Annotated in this window: 16 protein-coding genes and 1 tRNA gene; 10 read left to right on the top strand and 7 right to left on the bottom strand. The window is 58.9% G+C overall.

Annotated elements, in window-relative coordinates:
- On the bottom strand, positions 1-631 hold a 631-nt coding region (locus WBM93_RS05620; RefSeq protein ID WP_424429315.1), incomplete at its 3' end, for a hydroxymethylglutaryl-CoA lyase.
- A 49-nt stretch (positions 632-680) separates the two neighbouring features.
- Between WBM93_RS05620 and WBM93_RS05615 the strand changes: the two genes are divergently transcribed.
- On the top strand, positions 681-1,862 hold the full coding sequence (locus WBM93_RS05615) for a CaiB/BaiF CoA transferase family protein (RefSeq protein WP_424429313.1): 1,182 nt from the start codon (positions 681-683) through the stop codon (positions 1,860-1,862).
- A gap of 3 nt (positions 1,863-1,865) precedes the next feature.
- On the opposite strand, the gene WBM93_RS05610 is transcribed toward WBM93_RS05615, so the two are convergent.
- Positions 1,866-2,522 (bottom strand): GntR family transcriptional regulator, encoded by a 657-nt coding sequence (locus tag WBM93_RS05610; protein ID WP_424429310.1) that lies wholly within the window; start codon positions 2,520-2,522, stop codon positions 1,866-1,868.
- 134 nt (positions 2,523-2,656) lie between these two features.
- Here WBM93_RS05610 and WBM93_RS05605 point away from each other — a divergent pair, with 134 nt between their 5' ends.
- From WBM93_RS05605 to WBM93_RS05585, 5 genes are read left to right on the top strand one after another with little or no spacing between them, the layout of a single operon-like run.
- Positions 2,657-3,400, top strand: coding sequence for an aspartate/glutamate racemase family protein (locus WBM93_RS05605; RefSeq protein WP_424429307.1), 744 nt, complete (start codon positions 2,657-2,659; stop codon positions 3,398-3,400).
- Positions 3,400-3,831 (top strand): nuclear transport factor 2 family protein, encoded by a 432-nt coding sequence (locus WBM93_RS05600; protein WP_424429304.1) that lies wholly within the window; start codon positions 3,400-3,402, stop codon positions 3,829-3,831. The genes WBM93_RS05605 and WBM93_RS05600 overlap by 1 nt, the downstream gene beginning before the upstream one ends.
- Positions 3,831-4,229 carry a nuclear transport factor 2 family protein gene (locus tag WBM93_RS05595; RefSeq protein WP_424429302.1) on the top strand — a complete coding sequence of 133 codons (399 nt, stop codon included), beginning with the start codon at positions 3,831-3,833 and terminating at the stop codon, positions 4,227-4,229. The genes WBM93_RS05600 and WBM93_RS05595 overlap by 1 nt, the downstream gene beginning before the upstream one ends.
- 55 nt (positions 4,230-4,284) lie before the next feature.
- On the top strand, positions 4,285-6,810 hold the full coding sequence (locus tag WBM93_RS05590) for a TonB-dependent receptor (protein ID WP_424429300.1): 2,526 nt from the start codon (positions 4,285-4,287) through the stop codon (positions 6,808-6,810).
- 3 nt (positions 6,811-6,813) lie between these two features.
- Complete coding sequence (locus WBM93_RS05585) at positions 6,814-7,485, top strand: isochorismatase family protein (protein WP_424429297.1); 672 nt, start codon at positions 6,814-6,816, stop codon at positions 7,483-7,485.
- Here the strand turns inward: WBM93_RS05585 and WBM93_RS05580 are convergent.
- Genes WBM93_RS05580 through WBM93_RS05570 form a run of 3 tightly spaced genes read right to left on the bottom strand, consistent with a single transcriptional unit; the run spans position 7,482 to position 13,138 of the window.
- Positions 7,482-8,867, bottom strand: a complete 1,386-nt coding sequence (locus WBM93_RS05580) for an efflux transporter outer membrane subunit (RefSeq protein ID WP_424429294.1) — start codon at positions 8,865-8,867, stop codon at positions 7,482-7,484. The two genes, WBM93_RS05585 and WBM93_RS05580, sit on opposite strands and share 4 nt — an antisense overlap.
- Before the next feature lie 6 nt (positions 8,868-8,873).
- Positions 8,874-10,037: an efflux RND transporter periplasmic adaptor subunit gene (locus WBM93_RS05575; RefSeq protein WP_424429291.1), complete on the bottom strand. Its 1,164-nt coding sequence runs from the start codon at positions 10,035-10,037 to the stop codon at positions 8,874-8,876.
- The gene (locus WBM93_RS05570) at positions 10,034-13,138 is read right to left on the bottom strand and encodes an efflux RND transporter permease subunit (RefSeq protein ID WP_424429288.1); all 3,105 of its coding nucleotides are present in this window, start codon (positions 13,136-13,138) and stop codon (positions 10,034-10,036) included. The genes WBM93_RS05575 and WBM93_RS05570 overlap by 4 nt, the downstream gene beginning before the upstream one ends.
- Positions 13,139-13,556: 418 nt before the next feature.
- Here WBM93_RS05570 and WBM93_RS05565 point away from each other — a divergent pair, with 418 nt between their 5' ends.
- Positions 13,557-14,522 carry a DUF1702 family protein gene (locus tag WBM93_RS05565; RefSeq protein WP_424429285.1) on the top strand — a complete coding sequence of 322 codons (966 nt, stop codon included), beginning with the start codon at positions 13,557-13,559 and terminating at the stop codon, positions 14,520-14,522.
- A 76-nt stretch (positions 14,523-14,598) separates the two neighbouring features.
- On the opposite strand, the gene WBM93_RS05560 is transcribed toward WBM93_RS05565, so the two are convergent.
- Positions 14,599-14,687: transfer RNA gene (locus tag WBM93_RS05560), tRNA-Leu, on the bottom strand.
- A gap of 243 nt (positions 14,688-14,930) precedes the next feature.
- Here WBM93_RS05560 and WBM93_RS05555 point away from each other — a divergent pair.
- Entirely contained in the window at positions 14,931-15,191 is a 261-nt protein-coding gene (locus tag WBM93_RS05555) for a hypothetical protein (RefSeq protein WP_424429283.1), read from the top strand.
- 18 nt (positions 15,192-15,209) lie between these two features.
- Here the strand turns inward: WBM93_RS05555 and WBM93_RS05550 are convergent, their stop codons facing one another.
- The gene (locus WBM93_RS05550) at positions 15,210-15,965 is read right to left on the bottom strand and encodes a zinc-ribbon domain-containing protein (protein WP_424429280.1); all 756 of its coding nucleotides are present in this window, start codon (positions 15,963-15,965) and stop codon (positions 15,210-15,212) included.
- Positions 15,966-16,162: 197 nt separating this feature from the next.
- Between WBM93_RS05550 and ftsE the strand changes: the two genes are divergently transcribed.
- Together ftsE and WBM93_RS05540 are read left to right on the top strand one after the other, a co-directional pair.
- Complete coding sequence (ftsE, locus tag WBM93_RS05545) at positions 16,163-16,876, top strand: cell division ATP-binding protein FtsE (protein ID WP_424429277.1); 714 nt, start codon at positions 16,163-16,165, stop codon at positions 16,874-16,876.
- Between the two features lie 12 nt (positions 16,877-16,888).
- Positions 16,889-17,785 (top strand): cell division protein FtsX, encoded by an 897-nt coding sequence (locus tag WBM93_RS05540; RefSeq protein WP_424429274.1) that lies wholly within the window; start codon positions 16,889-16,891, stop codon positions 17,783-17,785.
- Positions 17,786-17,934 lie beyond the last annotated feature (149 nt).

Raw genomic sequence — 17,934 nt, 5'->3', positions numbered from 1 at the left:
ATTCCCTGAGCCGGCCGAACAGATCGGTAACCTGTGCCGGAACCCCGACACCGATCGTATCCGCGAGCGCGATTTCCAGAGGGTCTTCTGCTGCCATTTCCTCGGCAATATGCAGCACGGTCGCCGGATCGACTGCGCCTTCGAAAGGACAGCCGAAGGCCGCCGAGATGGTAACCTGCGCTCTCAGTCCCTCGGCCTTGGCAAAGCGGATCATCTCGCGATTCTCCTTGATGCCCTGCTTTATCGTCTGACCCTGATTTTTCTGGCCGAACGTGTCACTTGCCACGACCACACAGCCGGCTTCGTCAATTCCGCGCTTGTTGCCCTCCCGCGTAGCGAGGCCGCGGAGGACGCCGCGCTTGTTCAGACACAGCCCGATATAGGAAACATCGTCCCGGTCGGGCAGGCCGGCAATCACCGCTTCGGCATCGGCCATTTGCGGAACGCGCTGCGGATGGACAAAGCTCGCCACTTCGATCCGCCGCACCCCTGCGGCGAGCAGGCGATTGATCAGGCCCAGCTTATCTGCTGTAGAAATAATCTCGAATTCATTTTGCAGGCCGTCGCGCGGCCCGACTTCGAGAATATTGACAAAGGCCGGGGTTTCTTGCGCCATTAAATTTGTATACAATTATGATCCTCCTTTGTATAGAAGAAAGGATGATGCGGGAGTATTTTTCATGACGCAAGGGGCATTGGCAGGGTTACGGCTGATCGAAATGGGCCAGCTGATTGCGGGCCCGTTCTGCGGTCAGCTGATGGGCGATCATGGCGCCGAAATAATCAAGATCGAACCACCTAAGGTCGGCGATGCAATGCGCAGCTGGGGACAGGGAATCCCGCTCTGGTTTTCGGTTGTCGGGCGCAACAAAAAGTCGATCACGCTCAATCTGCGCGAAAAAGAAGGCCAGGAAATCGTCAAGAAACTGGTTGAAAAGTCGGATTTTCTGCTTGAAAATTTCCGCGCCGGGACGCTTGAAAAATGGGGTCTCGATTACAAAACACTCAGTGCGATCAACAAGGGCCTGATCATGATTCGCGTGTCCGGCTATGGCCAGACCGGACCCTATTCGCACCGGGCCGGCTATGGCGGAATCGGAGAGGCAATGGGCGGCATGCGCTACATCATGGGCGAACCCGACCGGCCGCCGAGCCGTGCCGGGCTTTCGATCGGCGATTCACTGGCCGCCACATACGCCTGTCTCGGCGCGCTGATGGCGCTGGAACATCGCCACAAGACCGGCGAGGGCCAGGTCGTCGATTCCGCGATCTATGAAGCGGTGCTGGCCAATATGGAGTCGACCGTCGCAGAATATACTGTGGCCGGTCATATCCGGGAACGCACCGGCTCGATCCTGCCGAAAATCGCGCCATCCAATGTCTACCCGACCAGCGACGGCAGCATATTGATTGGCGGCAATCAGGACAGCGTCTGGAAGCGGATGGCGGCGATGATGGGACGAGCCGAACTTGGCGAGGATCCGCGCTATGCCACCCATATTGCCCGCGGCGAGAACCAGGCGGAGCTTGATGCGCTGATCATGGAATGGACAAGGACTATCAAGAGCAAGGAACTGCTCGACATGTGCGAGGAACATGGCGTGCCTGCAGGAAACGTCTATCGCGCGCCGGAAATGCTCGAGGATCCCCATTTCAAGGCGCGCGAGGCTCTGGTGGAGATAGATCATCCCCAGCACGAGAATTTCGTCATGCAGAATGTAGCGCCGAAACTGTCAAAGACTCCTGGCCGTATCGACAGCGTTGGTCCCGAGCTGGGCGCACATAATGATATGATTTATGGCGAATTGCTTGGCATGAGCGGTGATAAAATGGCCGATCTGCGGAATCGCGGTATCATCTGACAGTTAATCTTTGCCTGTGTTTCTGGTGGCGCCGCTAAAGCTGTGGAAGGCGCGGCGGATGTGACTGGTCATCACCGCTTTCGCCCATTTTTGATCCTTGGCGGTGAAGGCGGCGATCAGTTCGTCATGATCGGTTCCCGATTGGATCAGGTCATTCTGTGAATATTGATTGGCAGTGCGGCGGACCACCGGCTGTTCCACCAGCGCCGGGAGTAGCCTGCTTAACCTGGGTGATTGCGCGCATTCGAGGATCAAGTCGTGAAATTCGCGATTGGCATCAAGGAAAGTCGTTATATCAGGTTTTGGCCGGGTAACGGCCCGTGTCAGCCCTTCGTTGATTTCCCGCAACCGGTTCAGGCTATCGGCGTCCATCCTCTGCGCGGCCCGCTCGGCCGCGTGGGATTCAAGCATTGCCCGCAGGGTGAACATCTCGTCGATTTCATCATCCGACCAGTCGGCGATCGACAGCCGTTTGGAAGCGCTCCGCACCAGCAGCATTTCATTTTCCAGCCGCTGGACCGCATCGCGCACCGGTGTTCGCGACACGCCGGAAATTTCCGCCAGCCGCTCCTCGGTCAATTGCATACCCGGATACGCCTCCCCGTGCAGGATGAAGCTGCGGATTTTCTTGTACGCGGTATCGGAAGCTCGGCTCATCATTGGGCTATTGGCGGAATAAACGGGGATGAGCAAGTCCGGACCTGACAGGCAGTTTCCGCTTGACGGACGACAATTGTATACAATAGAACGGTATCAGGGAGTTTTTACACCACCATGGCCAGGCCGGATTTGCTATGAAACGGATAAAAGTCATTGTCCCAATCCCGATGGACGAGGCCGGTGTAGCCGCTCGCGCCGGGCAATTGCCGGCCGATTTTGTCCGTGCCGGTTTCCAGCCTGAATTTGTCGCCGTCCCATGGGGCGCAGCCCTGGGCGACAGTTATCATGACATGATGCTGATGGACTGGACCGTTTTTCAGGCCGGGATCACCGCCGAGGAAGAGGGCTATGACGGGGTTCTGATCGATACGGTCAGTGACAGCGGTATGCGGGCGCTCCGCTCCCGTCTCGATATTCCCGTGGTCGGCCCCGGGGAAGCGGCATTTGCCGCGGCGATGATGCTGGGTAAGAAATTCACCGTCCTGACCATGTGGCCGGAATGGTTTCCGCTCTATGAAAAGACGCTGACCGAATATGGCTGGTGGGAACGGGTGGCTTCGCTGCGGTCAATAGAAACCCGACCCGATGTCACAGAATTGCTGGCCGGCAAGGAAGAGGTGATTTTCGACAAGCTCAGGGACGAGGCGATCCTCGCGATGGAGGAAGACGGGGCGGATGTCATCGTGCTCGGTTCGACAACCATGCACCAGTCCGCTAAATATCTCGCTGAAAACCTCCCGATTCCGGTAATCAATCCAGGGCAGGTGGCCTATAAATTTCTCGAAACCCTGATCGAACTGGAACTGAAGCACAGCAAGAAGGCGTTTCCGGCTCCTGAAGTTCCCAAGGACGCAGATATCAGAAAGGGATGGTACTGATGGCTGACTGGACCCCAGGCATGGCAGGCCAGGTGCCGCTGCCTTATCCTTTCTACGTCGATATCGTGACCAAGCGCTATTTCGACGGCGTCGACAACAAGAACATGACCCAGGTGCTCAACTGTTTTGCTCCCGATGCGGTTCTGCACGAAGCCACGTCGAACACTATCCACAATGGCCGCGAGGCGATCAGGGCGATGTTCGAAAAGCTGTTCTCCGATTTCGAGCATATCTGGCACGGAAACTTTGTCCACACGGCGGACCCCCAGACAAATGCAATCTGTTCGCAATTCACCGTGCTGATCACGCCCAATGGCGGTGAAACGCTCCGCTACGAAAATTGCAATCGCTTCTATTGCAGGGACCGGCTGTTCCAGCACGTCTTTGTCTACATGAGCGGCGACAATCTGCTGAAAGAGGGAGATCGCTGATGCAATATGAACCGGGCCTCTCCCGTGACCAACTGATCGAACTGGCGACCAAGAGCTATTTCGGCAGTGTCGATGCCAAGAATATGGAAGCAACCCTCGATTGTTTTCACGATGAAGCGCTGCTCTGTGTCCAGACCGATTTCACCCGGCACAACGGCAAGGCCGAAATACGCCGGATGTTCGAAGATTTCTTCGGTGCCTATGAGAAAATTGTCCACCGCGATTTCACTTGCACGGTTGATGAAGCCAACGGCCGGATCACTGCCAGTTTTGTAGCGGAGCTGGCCGACGCTGATGGCGGTATCACGCTGCTCAACAACACCAATTTCTGGCGGGTCCGGGATGGCAAATTTCAGGAAGTCTATGTCTATATGAGCGGGGCCAATGTGCTCGTCTAAAATATGTCTGACGGGTCATAAGGCCCGCAAGTCAGTCCATTCAGGGAGGAAAATTATGCGTCGCATCAGAACAGCTCTTTCACTTTCAGCCGGGTTCGCCGCGCTGGCCGGTTTTAACCCGGCTTTTGCCCAGGTTGCCGGCGGTCCGGCCGCTGGCGAAACCCGGGACAGCAATGTCATCATTGTGACGGCACGACGTCAGGACGAATTGCTTGCCGAAGTTCCGGCATCGGTCACGGTGTTTACCGAAGAAATGCTCGACCGCACCGGCGTCCAGCAGGCCGATGAATTTGTCCAGTTGACGGCCGGCGTGACGATTGTCAGCGGCACCGCGGAAGCGGGCGATACCCAGATCAACATCCGCGGCATCAATGGCGCGCGCGACGCCGAAAGCTCGGTTGCGCTCGTGGTGGACGGCATACTCAAGACCAACACCGCCCAGCTCAATCAGGATCAGGGCACGCTGCGCCAGATCGAGATCCTGAAAGGCCCGCAAGGCGCGCTTTACGGCCGCAACGCGGCGGCCGGGGCGATTGTCATCCAGACACTCAAGCCCGGTGACATCATGGAAGGCGGGATCAAGCTCAGCGCTGCCGAAGACAATACCTACAAGGCGTCAGCCTATGTCTCGATGCCGGTTGGCGACAGCGCGGGTCTGGTTCTGTCCGGGTCCTACAACACCACTGACGGCTTTTATCGCAACAGGTTCCTCGGGAACCGCAAGGTTGTCGATGATCAGGAGATCTGGTCGGTCGATGGCCGTTTCGTCGCCCAACTGGGGGATGCCACGGAAGTTGACGTCAAGGCGCGTTATGCCGATCTATCGGGCGCTTCGATCAATTTCAACACGGCCTTCCACCTACCCAATTTCGCTGGCGTTGATCCTGCCTTTTTTGAAGATGTAAACACCCACCCATTCGACTATTATTCGAACATCCGCCCGACCAACGAACAAACGACATTCGAAACATCGGTCAAGCTGACTCATGAATTTGAATCAGCCACGCTCACCGCCTGGGCGCTGTACAGCGATGTAGATCAGGCACTGACCGCCGATGGCACGTCGGCAGACTTTGCGCGCTATACTTTCCCCGGCGCGACACCTGCGTCAGTGGCGGCGTCCAACAGTTGTTTCGCGACCACAGCGCAACTGACCGGCTATCCGCTGAATCCACCGACCTTTATCGGCAACAACCCTATACCGTTCATTTTTGACCCGGCTAATGGCTCAACCCTCGGCGCCTATAGTCCGACCACCTGTGATGGCACCCAATATCAAATTCGCGAACAGACCGATATCAGCGCTGAAATCCGTTTGGCCTCCAATGGTGACGGGCCTCTGGCCTGGCAGATCGGTGCCTATTATCTGAACATCGACCGCGATGTCGGGGTAAGTCTCGGCGCCGATCTCGGCCAGGGGGTCACCCGGCAATTGTTCAACGATGCGAACAGTAGCAACCCGACCTCGCAGCTTTTTGCCGATAATTTCAACACCAATGTCTATGCCGCCTTTGGTTCGATCGATTATGAAGTTGCCGACAATCTCGACGTCAGTCTGGCGCTGCGTTATGATATCGAGCAGCGGGAAGTATCCAGCCGCGTGCCTCTGGCGACCGATCCGATCACCGGCGGTCCAATCAACCCGGGGCAAGCTTTCGGTCCGATCCCGGATCAGAAGCAGACGTTCAAGGAGCTGCAGCCCAAACTGTCATTGCGCTATGGTTTGACCGACGATCTGAACTTCTATGCAAACTGGGGCATCGGTTTCAAGTCGGGCGGTTTCAACAACCAGGGGTCGGCCGCCATTGTTGACCAGAATTTCAACCAGTTCCTCGGCACCAATGTCCTGATCAACGATATTTACCGCAAGGAAACATCGAGCGCGTTCGAGGCTGGTTTCAAGGGAACCGCGGCGGATGGTGCGATCACATTCGATTTGGCGGGCTATTATACCAAAGTCGACGACATGCAGTTTTTCGAATTTTTCGTCGGCGCCTTTGGTCTGCTCCGGGTGGTCTCGAATATCGACAAGGTCGATATATACGGCCTCGAGTTCAACGCAAATGCAGAGATCGTCGAAGGTTGGGATATCTTTGGTTCGATCAATGTCACCGAAAGCGAGATCAAGGCCAATGCTTCTCGTCCTTACACGGTTGGCAACAAGTCGCCCCACACCGCAGACTATACGATCAACGTCGGGACACAGATGGTGGCTCCCGTCGCGACCAGTTTCGATCTGGTGATGCGCGCCGATTACCGCCTAACCGGCCCGACCTGGTTTCACACTGTCCAGGAGGATATCGGCCCGACATTGTTCAGCGGTTTGCTACCCATTTCAGCCTTGATGTTGCCCGGGTTTGTCGGCGATGCCGATTTGTCGATTTCTGAGCGCAAGGCCTTTGGAGTGCTTGACTTGCGCGTCGGTCTGGAAGGGGAGAACTGGAACATCACCGCCTTTGCCGACAATCTGCTCGACGAGCGCTATCTCAACGAGGTTATCACCGCGGTCGAATTTGGCGGATCATTTATCTCGCCTGGCGGTCGGCGGCGCTTTGGTGTTGAAGTCGGATATAAATTCTGATGATTGCACCGTCCGGCGGCGGTGTATATCGTTGCCGACATGACAAATGATGTTCAGGACAATTATGCCGGTGTGTTTGACGGCGGGCTTGGTTTCGGCAGCAAGCCGGCGCTGATCCTGGTTGATTTCGTCCAGGCCTATTTCGACAAAAACTGCGACCTATATGCCGGCGTCGAGCAAGTTCTGGTGAATGCGATCGCGCTGCGCGATGCGGCGCGGAGTGCCGGAATATTGATCATCTACACCAATGTGGCTTATGCCCCGACGCTGATCGACGGTGGTCGGTTTGCGCAAAAGGTAGCGCCGCTAGCCAATTTTGTTACCGGCCATCCGATGGGCGCGTGGCCAGAGGGCCTGACTCCAGCGGAGAACGAACTGGTGATCTCCAAACAATATCCCAGCGCCTTTTTCGGCACTTCGCTGGCATCGACCCTGACCGCCAATGGCCATGACAGCCTGATCATCGCCGGCCTGACCACCAGCGGCTGTGTCCGGGCCACTTGTGTGGACTGTTGTTCCCACGGCTTCATCCCGGTCGTCGCCAGGCAATCCGTCGGCGATCGGCACGAAGGGCCGCATGAAGCGAGCCTGTTCGATATGCAGGCCAAATATGGTGAAGTGGTTGCTGACGCCCAGGTCATGGAATATTTGCGAAATCTGGAAAGCGACGTCTAGGCGCTAAGCGGCTCGTTTCCGAGCGCGAGATGCAGGTTGATGCGGTTTTCGATCCGCGCACGCCGGGCTTCGATCGCCCGGGTTTCTGCGGCAATAGCGGTGGTCTGTGAATTGATCAGGTCGAATATTGTCGAACGTCCGTTGATATAGCGGCTGCGGGTGAGCGTCACCGCCGCCCGTGCTTCTTCGGCAGCGGTTGCTGTGGCATCCACTTGTCGGGCGAGAGTGGCTTCGGCATCGAGCCGGTCTTCGACTTCGCGAAAGGCGGTCAGGGTTGCCTGGGCATAATCCAGCAAGGCCGACCGCGCCTGCTCCCCCTGCCGCTCTGCTTCAGCAAGCAGTGCCCCGCCCCGGAACAGCGGTTGCAGCAAGCCGCCGGTGATCGCGTTGATATAGGTGCCCGGGTCGAAAATATCGCCGAAATTGCCGGACGTCGTCGTTGCATCGAAACGCAGATTCAATTGCGGAAACATCGCATGGCGTGCGTCTGTAGCGCGCAGCCCGGCAGCGGCTACCCGAGCCTCGGCGGCAATAAGGTCGGGCCGGCCGGCAAGTACCGACACCGGGGCGGTGACCGACGGCAGCGCCGCCGGGGTGATGAGGTCGGATGCCCCTTGCGCCTCGCCGGCGGGATAGCGGCCGGTCAGCACCTCGAGCGTCCGCGCGCTGTTGGCAGACGCGCGGGTTGCGGCTTCGAGCCGGTCTTCGCTGTTCGACAGCGCCACCTGGGCCAGCCGGACGTCGAGACGGGACGCGAGGCCGGCGCGGAAACGGGCGTTGGTAATGCGCAGCGTATCCCGGCGCCGGTCGAGATCGCGGTTCGCCAGATCGAAGGTGAGCGCAGCGGCACTGCGATCATACCATGCCTGCACCACAGCAGCAGCGAGCGCCTGTCGGGCCGCCGCAAAATCAGCTGCCGCCGCGCGCGCGTCGGCATTGCCAGCCCGGGCCAGCGCCAGATTGCGGCCCCAGATGTCGGCTTCCCAACTGGCAGCCAGAGCACCATCATAAACCGTCGCGGCATTTTCGGCGTCTGTGGCCGAAGCCGACAGGTCGACTCTCGGGAAAAGATCGGCCCGAGACACCCGCATCGCGGCCCGCGCCGCCCGCAATTGCGCCAGTACCGATTGCAGATTGCGATTGTTGGCAAAGGCTTCCGCAACCGTCTGTTCCAGCGCACCGTCAGCAAAAGCGCTGATCCAGCCATCGGGATATATCGAGGCGGCGTCGGAATCGTCCGGACTTGTCGCGGTAATTTCCGGGCGCGATGACCATTGGTCGGGAGCATCAGGTACGACCGTCCGGTCCAGTTCCGGGCCACCGCGAACGGCGCAGGCCGACAACAGGAGCAGCAGGGAAAATGATGCAAAAGACCGGTTCACGCGACCCTATCCTGCAGATTTTCTGGAGGTGGCGGCTGCGTTCTCTTTGTCCTTGTCATCCCAGGTTACCTCCTGGCCGTCGCGGAGCCGTTCGCCACCGCGCACGACGATAAGATCGCCATCGGCAATCTTTCCCGAAATCGCTACCCGGTCACCATTTGGTTCGCCGACCTGCACGTCGATCCGTTTGGCGGTCTTGTTCTTGCGATTGACCACATAGACAAATATTCCGCTGTCACGCAGCACCAGCGCATCGCGTGGTGCGGTGAGCACTTCGCGTTCAACTCCTGTCGGCACGGTGATCGAGATTGCGCTGCCCATTTTCATATTGTGCGTGCCCATCGGCGCACGCACTTCGAGCGTCCGGCTGACCTCGTCGCCGGTCTCGATGACCGAGCGAATGCGGGAAGTCCGCGTTTCCCCGTTGGCAAGAATCGTAATTTCCTGACCTTCGGCCAGCGAGCCGGCAGCGGCGATCGGAATCCGCACTCTGGCCTCCGACCCGGTCCGGCCGATGATGCGGGCAATTTCGCGTCCGGGCGTCGCATATTCTCCGACCTCGATCTTGCGCTCGACAAGCTGGCCTTCGAAAGGACTGAGGATGCGTGTCCGGGACAGGTCGAAATTGGCCGTCTCGAGCGCAACCCTTGCCGCTGCCAAACGGGCACGGGTCTGGTCGCGGGCAGAAAGCGCTTCATCCAGCGACGCTTCGGACTCCGCTTCTTCCTTGAGCAATTGCTGCAGCCTTGCCACCAGTCGGTCCTGATATTTCAAATCGGTCTGCAGGCGCCGGACCTCGGCCGATGCCTGATCGCGGGCGAGCCTCGCGCTGCGGCTGTCGATTACCGCAATGACCGTGCCTCTGCGCACGCGAGCGCCGATGTTGAGGGTGGATTGAATGCGCCCGGCGACCTCCGATGCGACAATCGAATCGCGGTCGGCCACAATGTCTCCCGGAGCTGTAAAATTCGGAGTCAGAGCGGTCTTCTCGACTCTGGCCAAGGTCACGATAGCAGGCGGCGGCCCTCCCTGACCGGGACCTCCTGGCTGTCCGTCCGCAGGGCCTGATGCAAAGAACAGAAAATAGACCAGCGCTGCAAGCAACAGCGCGCCGCCCATCGCAATCCAGCGGGCATTTTCTTTAACAAAGTCCGGTAAGGCAAAATTCATTCGGCAGGCTCCAGAACAGGTCCACCGGCAATATCCGGGTGCGGCTCGCGCTCGTCCGGATCGGTCGCCTTCGCTCCGCCCAGTTGGATCAGCGCGGGGAGCAGAACCAATGTGAATATGGTTGAGACAAGCACCCCGCCGACAATGATGACAGCAAGACCGCGGTAGATAGCGCTGCCCGGACCGGGAACCAGCGCCAGTGGCAACATGCCCATGACCGACGTGCCGGTGGTCATAAGGATCGGCCGCAGACGAAGTCTGAGCGCCGCGTGGGCCGCTTCCGAACGGGTCAGGCCCTCTGCTTCGCTGTCGCGGGCCTGGGCCATGAGCAGGATCGCGTTATTGACCACTATTCCGAGCAGAATGACGAAGCCGATCATACCCAGCAGATCAAGCGGCGTGGGCTTGAACAGGTTGAGGATCTGGATGCCGATCACCCCGCCGACGGTGGCCAGCGGCAGAGCAATGATGACCAGCGCGGAATCCCGGGCAGACCGGAACACCGAGGCCATGATGACAAATAACAGTGCTGCCGCCAGAAGGAAATTGCTGCTGAGCGACGATATCGCCTTTAGCAGTGCGTCGGCATCACCGCCGTAACGCAGGGTGCCGCCAGCAGGCAGGGCGTTGCGGATTGGCCCTTCGGCTGAAGCTTCGATCTTCTCGAGCGCGACGCCGAGGGCTACTCCCGGCGGTGGCGAGACGTTGATGGTTAGCGTTTTCCGGCCGTCGACATGGGCGATCTGGGTCGGACCGACCCCGCGCAACAGGGTCGCAACCTCGCCAAGCGGCACGGCACCGCCATTCGGGGTCACGATGGGAGCGCTCTCGATTGCTTCCGGATCGACGGCTTCCAGACCGCGCATGATCACCCGCATCCGTTCGCCGTCCGATACATATTCCCCCAGATAGAGCCCGTCTCCCATCGCGCGCACCGCGCGTCCGACCTGCTCGCGCGTCATACCCAGTTCGGCAATCCGCCGGTCATTCGGGGTAAGGCGCAGTTCGGGAACGACGACATTGGGATCGGGATTGGGCCGCACCATAGCGCCGGGTATGGCGGCGTTGATCGAATCCGTCGCCACCAGTGCTGCCTGCCTGAGCGCTTCGTCATCTTCGGCCTGAAGATAGAGTTCGATATTGCCATTGCCACCAAAATTTCCGAACAGACTGCCCTGCTGGGCGAAGGCCTGAACATCGGGGAAGCCGGCAAGAATCTCGTTGTTCACGATGTCGGTCATTTCCTCGATCCGCGACTGGTCCTTGATCCGGATTCCCGTGTTCAGGCCCCATGGATTGACGAACAGATAATAGTTCAGCAATTCGGGCTGCTTCTCGCCCTTGAGATAGGGGTCCAGTCGCTGGACAACCTCTTCGGCTATTTCAGAGCGCGCCGCCTCGAGCGTCTGGCCCGAGGGCAGGCCGACCCAGGCATCGACCGCATCGCGTTTCACATCGGGCAGATAGTCCGTCTGAGGCCAGAGAAAATAGGAGATCGCCAACGGTGCAAGGATAAGCGAGGGAATCCATATTTTGCGTTTGCGGTCAGTATCGATCAGGCTGAACAGCTTGTCGGCATAGCCGTCCCAGCGCCGTTCATTGTCATCCATTTCAAGGTCACCGGCGAAATGGCGGGCCGCTGCGGGCAATACGGTCACGGCAACAATCAGACTGGCGATAACCGAAATGGCTATGGTCAGGGCCAGATCAGCGAACAGCTGTCCTTCGACATCCTCGATGAACATGATCGGGATGAAGATTGCGACCGTTGTGGCGGTCGATGCAAACAGGGCCGGCCAGACTTGCGAGACGGCTTCCAGCGCCGCCGGTCCCGGCGGAGTTCCGCGTTTTCGGATTCGCACAAAATTTTCCATCACGACAATCGCGGCGTCGAGCACCATGCCGGTGGCAAAAGCCAGACCTGCGAGAGAAATAACGTTGATTGATCGCCCGGCCATGCCCAGGACTGCGAGGGTCGCAAGCAGGCAGACCGGCACCGTGGCGGCGATAATGACCGTCGCTCTGGCGCGCCGGACAAATATCCATAGCAGGCCGACGGCCAGCAAGGTGCCGAGCAGCAGGTTACCACCCAGGAAGGACAGCGCCCGCCTGATGAAAACCGACGGATCGAAGCTTTTTTCGATCCTTGCCCCGATGCTCTGCAGCTCGTTCTGGTTGAACGTTTCAACCTCGGTGAGCACAGCATTGATCGCATCGAGCGTATTGCTTCCCGGTTCGCGGATGACCTGCATGCCGATTGCCGGGTTGCCATTCTGGTAAGTCGCTCCGAAGGCCTTGTCCGGACCGACATTGATATCGGCGACGTCGCGCATGCGTATGACCGTGGTCCCGCGCTGGGCAACGGTCAGATTCCCGATCTGCTCGGCGGTGAAATTGCCTTCAAAGCGCAGGGCGTAGCCGCGCCGGCCGACATCGACGGTTCCACCGCCGACATCCTGAAAACGACCAACAGCGCGTGACAATTCCTCGATCGTGAGATTGAGCTGGGCGAGCCGCCAGGGATCAAAGCGGATCCGCAAGATCCGTTCGCCGGTCGGGGCCTGCAAATCGACTCCCTGCACGCCTTCTATGGTTTCCAGCTTGGGAATGACCGTGTCGCGGGCGAATCTGGCGAGCGCCTCGCTGTCCATATTGCTGTCCGGAAGCGCCTGCAGGAACAGATAGATCAGCGATTCCCCCTGCTGGCCAAAGGCACCGCCGACGATCGGACGGTCAGCATCGAGTGGCCAGTTGCGCACTTGCTGCGAACGGCTCGACACTTCGGCGAAGGCCTTGTCCATGTTGGTACCGAGCGCAAATTCGAGATTGAACCAGACATTCCCGTTGTTCGACCAGCTGTTGATCGTTTCCAGTCCGGGGATCCCGCGCAGTTGTTCTTCGATTGGAATCGTGATTTCCGATTCCATTTCCTTGGGGCTGGCCGCGCGCCAGTTGGCCTGCATTGAAAGCTGCGGCCGTTCGATGTTGGGGAACAGCTGGATCGGTGTGGTAAAGGCAGAGATGATCCCGATCAAGGCGATCAGGGCCAATCCGGCGGCGATTGCAGCGGGATATCGAAGCGCAATATTGGTGAGCGTCATCGCGGGAATTCCGCGGTCAATATTCCGGAACTATAGTCTTGATTGCCATCCCTCATGCAAGCATCCTTCCGTCCCAAAACCGGTAAATCCGCTGTGAGGGACAAGGCCTAAGGTAACAAAAGTTACTTGATGAGGCACTTTCGACCAAATCCGACCCCCTTTCGATGAACGTCGATGGTATGAAAGCCATCGCACTTGCGCGCTGGAGCCTGAATCGAGCGATCTAAGTCCATGCTTTTTGCGGCGGAAAACGGCCGGTTGACTGGTTCGGATATACCCGCGCCCCGAAGCTAGATGACCTGACCTTGCTTGATCCACAATATTTTTTGCGGGAAGCTTTTGGTTGGGCTATGGAGTTGGGAGCCAAGGTAAAGCTGTACCGGCTAGAGAAACAATGCGCAGGGTGGGTCGAATTGAAATGCTTGAAAGCAACGCCGACCTGCTGACTCCGCCAGCCGCTGTTTTCCGGAAGATTCTGGCCCTCGACCCGAGCCGTGTGGAATTTCGCGTCCGGGGATTTGATCTCGCTGAAAAAAGTCACGAGGAAAGGCTGGAATCGATCGGCAAGGCCTTTCTGCGCGGCTATAATCTCACGCTTTCGGCTCGTTCACTCGCCGGATTCGAACAAGCAATGGCGCAGGAACCAGCTCTGCTCCGCGGGTTCTTTATCGAAGGCGGCGCGATGGGCAGCGCGCTTCTGGATAGCCTTCCGTTCCGCAAGCCGATGCTGCCGCGCTATCTTGCTCAGTTCGCAGCGCAATATCCGATATTGGTTCATGCCGGCGTCGGTTTGACGATCTCGAAATTACCATGGCGCGAGAAGGGGATATTGGCAAAGCTGGATCCGTTTTATCGCTGGCTGGCCTATGACGGCCGGGGCTATCACAACATGTATTTCGAACCGGAAAAGACCCTGTCCGGCCCGAAGCACAGTCTCGAAGGTTATGCGTCCCGGGCTTATGATCAGGGCGCGGGGCGCGGCATCTGGTTTATCAGCGGTGCGTCGATCGACAAGGCCGCTGAAACGATCGCATCCATGGCCAGCGAGCGCCGGCCGGATCTGTGGGCCGGCGTCGGACTGGCAATATGCTATGCCGGGCCGGCCGGTCCGAAGGAATTTTTGGCGGCAAAGGCGCTGGCCGGTGGCTGTGCTGCCCATATGGCAACCGGTGTGGCACTCGCTTGCGCTGCCAGAATGAAGGACCAGTCCCTGTTGCCCGAAACCAGAGCGGCGATAACCGACCTGTGGGGCCTCACCCCGGAAGTGCTGGCAGAGCGGGTCGAAGCGGCGCGACTAGCGGTTTTGTCATCCGATCATGCCAATGGCTATCTGGCATGGCGCGACAAAATCGCTGGGGAATTTGTCCAGCAACGGGCCGCCTGAGAGCCTGAAACTGTCGCCGGAGGTGCGATCAGGCAAACCGTTATTGCTGTGTTTTCGAGAAACCGGCTAGTTCTATTGGTGCGGTCGAGAAGACTCGAACTTCCACGGGATATTAATCCCACAGCGACCTCAACGCTGCGCGTCTACCAATTCCGCCACGACCGCACTGTCTCTAGCTTGGGACAGCGATGTCCCGGGTAGGCGCGAGCCCTTAGCAAAGGGGGTAGGCAGCCGCAACAGATATTCGTTGCCGGCGGGCATTGCTGTTAACCGGCCCGGCAATTTTGTCCCGTAACCGCACAAAGATCGCGGCATCACCTCGCTGACGCATGAAAGTGGTGGCGAATGTTGCCGTTAACCTTTTATTTACCTTGTCGGCGCGCGGCGTAAGGAGCTCTGATCTGCTCCATGGACAGTCTGCTTCTCATGTTTCTGCTTCTCGGCGCGGCGCCCGACGGGCCATCGGTGGAAACGCAGCCGTCCGGGTCCCGCGCACAGGCCGTCGCAAGTGCAACAATCCTGCGAGGAGAAGTGATCGATTTCGACAGGCCCGTCAGCCAGTTGGCCACCAAGGGTAACAGTAATATCTTCCAGATCGCCACGATCCGGTCGGCGGGCAAGACCGGCAATGCGGATGGCGGGGAAATTCAACTGCAGGAATTTCACTAATCCCGTGACACGGCGCGGCTAGTCCCTTGCCTTGTCCGCCCATCCGACTTCCAGCTGGCTCGCCGCACGCGGCACATCAAGCTTGGCTTCGTTGAAGTTTATCTTTGCCCCGGGGGCAAGCGATTGCGCGGGCGCCTTCATTTTCCAGCTATAGACAATCCGGCCACCGGCATCGCGCAGGATCACCAGCATCGGCGGGACCGTCTGGTCATTTCTGGTGGGATTTATGATCGTGCCGCTCGCCGCAAAATATTCGGTCCCGTCCGGCAGCGTCCTGCGGTCCTGCTTCGCGCTTAGTTCGATAAGCAGCGGGGTTTCTTCGGCCGAAGCGAACTGATATTCGGAAATCCATTGGGGCGGGCCGAATATATACAGCGCGGCGCCCGATGCCAGTACGATTGCCGCAAAGGCAATGGCAGCGATTGTCCACAATTTTGCCGGATTTCGGCGCGGTTTGAACGGCGGCTCGTGCGCGAAACTGCTAGCCTCGGAGGCAAAGTCCGGCGCATCGGAAATGGGTGGCGGTGGTGCAGCGCGGCTGACCGGAGAGGCTGGCGGGGTCGGCTCCCAGCCATCCCTGGAAACGGGTTCCGGTTTGTTGACCGGCGGCGCTTTCGCGGCGGCCGCCACTTCTACCAGCTCTTTTTCCGGAATCGGCGCTTCCTGAAACCAGCTATGGCGACAGGACGCGCAACGCACCGAACGGCCATTGAGCCCAATGGCGCTGTCGGGTACGAGATAACGGGTTTTGCAAGCCGGGCAATTCAAAATCATGACGACCCTCTAAACACGCCATGACGGCAAACTGCAAGTGGCTGCTTGGCCGATTTGAGACCGAAACGTCATTTTTCGCGTTTTCCCGCAAAACAGACTCCCGGACCGGGATAGCGGAGTTGATTCGGAGGGCCTTCTCGGCCTATTGGTTCCGGGGCCGGGCGATATTCGGCCACGATATTGGAATGTAGACATAAATGGATGAAATTGTCCGATTTGAAAATGTCGGCCTGCGCTATGGTGCGGGAGCAGAGACTCTGGCTGATCTCAATTTTACCCTTTATCCGGGCAGCTTCTATTTTCTCACCGGCGCGTCGGGAGCGGGAAAAACCTCGCTGCTAAAATTGCTCTATCTGTCACAGCGTCCCAGTCGCGGGGTCATCCGGCTGTTCGGCGAAGATGCGGTGACCATGCCGCGGGAGCGGCTACCAGGATTCCGGCGCAGGATCGGCGTGGTTTTCCAGGATTTCCGCCTCGTCCCGCACCTGTCCGCGTTCGACAATATCGCGCTGCCTTTGCGGGTCGCCGGAGTGCGCGAAAAAGATCTGGAAATTCCGGTAGCGGAGATGCTCGAATGGGTTGGTCTGGGCGACCGGACGTCTGCCCGGCCGGCGACGCTTTCGGGCGGAGAACAACAGCGTGTGGCGATTGCCCGTGCGGTTATCGGGAGGCCGGAGATACTGGTGGCCGACGAGCCGACCGGCAACGTCGACCCCGATATGGCCATCCGCTTGCTGCAATTGTTCGAAGCGCTCAATACGCTCGGTACAACCATCGTCGTGGCGACCCATGATATCCATCTGCTCAGCAAGATACCGGGTGCCCAGATGATGCGGCTCGAAAAGGGATTGCTCGCCGATCCGACCGGCTCGCTACGCCATCCACCGCTTCCCAAAGACCAGCAGCAATAGGTCGCCGGGAGCATGTTCAAATTCTTCGTCATTCCCGCACATGACCGGCGCCTGATACCCGAAGGCCGCTTGTCCGGTCCGATGCCGTGGGTCATTGCGATCATGATCTTCCTCACCGTTCTGGCGGCCGCGGCCGGGCTCGCGATGACCCGCGCGATGGGCGATGTCTCGGATGAACTCTCCAGCCGTGCGACGGTGCAGATCATCGAAGCCAATCCGCAAATCAGAAGCCTTCAGGCACGGGCCGTCGCCGAGCGATTGCGAGGTTTGCCGCTGATTAGAGAGGTTCGGGTATTGCCGCCCGAAGAGATCGAGGCGCTCATCGAGCCGTGGCTCGGCACGCAGGATCTGGCCGACGAAATTCCGCTTCCGGCGCTTATTGACGTAAAGCTCGCCCGGGTCGCCACCGAAGCTGAATATCAGTCGCTGAGGAGTGCGCTGCAGTCTATCGCGCCCGGTGCCCGGATCGAGCCCAGCAGCGGCTATATTGCACCGGTGATTTCGCTGGTGCGTTCTTTTCAGTGGATCGCTTTTGGCCTTGTTGCCCTGCTCGCACTCGCGACGGCTTCTGCTGTTATCATTTCGGCGCGATCGGCGCTAAACACCCACACCGAAACGATCGCTGTCGTGCATTTGCTGGGCGGGACGGACGAGCAGATCAGCCGGCTGTTCCAGCGGCGTATTGCCCTGGATGCGCTATTTGGCGGATTGATCGGGGTGGTCGGGGGTATCGCGATCATCTGGCTGATCAGCGGGCAATTGGCCGCGCTTGGCTCCGGTCTGGTGCAATCGGTCGGTCTCGACTGGTGGAGCTGGTTGATAATTGCTGCCATTCCGATATTGGGGATGTTCCTTGCCATGATGACCGCCAAATGGACGGTTATCGGCGCCTTGAAAAAGATAGTGTAGTCCCGCCAAATGATTTTGCGCCTGTTCTCTTTCCTGCTTCTGTTGTGGATCATCGGTTTTGCCTGGTTCGCTATCGATCTGCCGCGTCCGGCAGAAGATGACGCCCATACCGGCTCGGTCGTCGTGCTGACCGGCGGCGCGGGCCGGAT

Origin of the sequence: Parasphingorhabdus sp. (assembly GCF_049667325.1) — a bacterium.
In the GTDB taxonomy this organism is placed as follows: domain Bacteria; phylum Pseudomonadota; class Alphaproteobacteria; order Sphingomonadales; family Sphingomonadaceae; genus Parasphingorhabdus.
Note: the sequence above shows the minus strand (reverse complement) of the source record. Positions and strands in the feature narration are given on the sequence as shown.

Bases quoted from the DNA above. Each gene is read 5' to 3' on its own strand.
- WBM93_RS05595 (WP_424429302.1), top strand. From the start codon at position 3,831: ATGCAATATGAACCGGGCCTCTCCCGTGACCAACTGATCGAACTGGCG.
- WBM93_RS05555 (WP_424429283.1), top strand. From the start codon at position 14,931: ATGGACAGTCTGCTTCTCATGTTTCTGCTTCTCGGCGCGGCGCCCGAC.
- WBM93_RS05570 (WP_424429288.1), bottom strand. From the start codon at position 13,138: ATGACGCTCACCAATATTGCGCTTCGATATCCCGCTGCAATCGCCGCC.
- WBM93_RS05610 (WP_424429310.1), bottom strand. From the start codon at position 2,522: ATGATGAGCCGAGCTTCCGATACCGCGTACAAGAAAATCCGCAGCTTC.
- WBM93_RS05590 (WP_424429300.1), top strand. From the start codon at position 4,285: ATGCGTCGCATCAGAACAGCTCTTTCACTTTCAGCCGGGTTCGCCGCG.
- WBM93_RS05600 (WP_424429304.1), top strand. From the start codon at position 3,400: ATGGCTGACTGGACCCCAGGCATGGCAGGCCAGGTGCCGCTGCCTTAT.
- WBM93_RS05550 (WP_424429280.1), bottom strand. From the start codon at position 15,965: ATGATTTTGAATTGCCCGGCTTGCAAAACCCGTTATCTCGTACCCGAC.
- WBM93_RS05565 (WP_424429285.1), top strand. From the start codon at position 13,557: ATGCTTGAAAGCAACGCCGACCTGCTGACTCCGCCAGCCGCTGTTTTC.
- WBM93_RS05575 (WP_424429291.1), bottom strand. From the start codon at position 10,037: ATGAATTTTGCCTTACCGGACTTTGTTAAAGAAAATGCCCGCTGGATT.
- WBM93_RS05605 (WP_424429307.1), top strand. From the start codon at position 2,657: ATGAAACGGATAAAAGTCATTGTCCCAATCCCGATGGACGAGGCCGGT.
- ftsE (WP_424429277.1), top strand. From the start codon at position 16,163: ATGGATGAAATTGTCCGATTTGAAAATGTCGGCCTGCGCTATGGTGCG.
- WBM93_RS05540 (WP_424429274.1), top strand. From the start codon at position 16,889: ATGTTCAAATTCTTCGTCATTCCCGCACATGACCGGCGCCTGATACCC.
- WBM93_RS05615 (WP_424429313.1), top strand. From the start codon at position 681: ATGACGCAAGGGGCATTGGCAGGGTTACGGCTGATCGAAATGGGCCAG.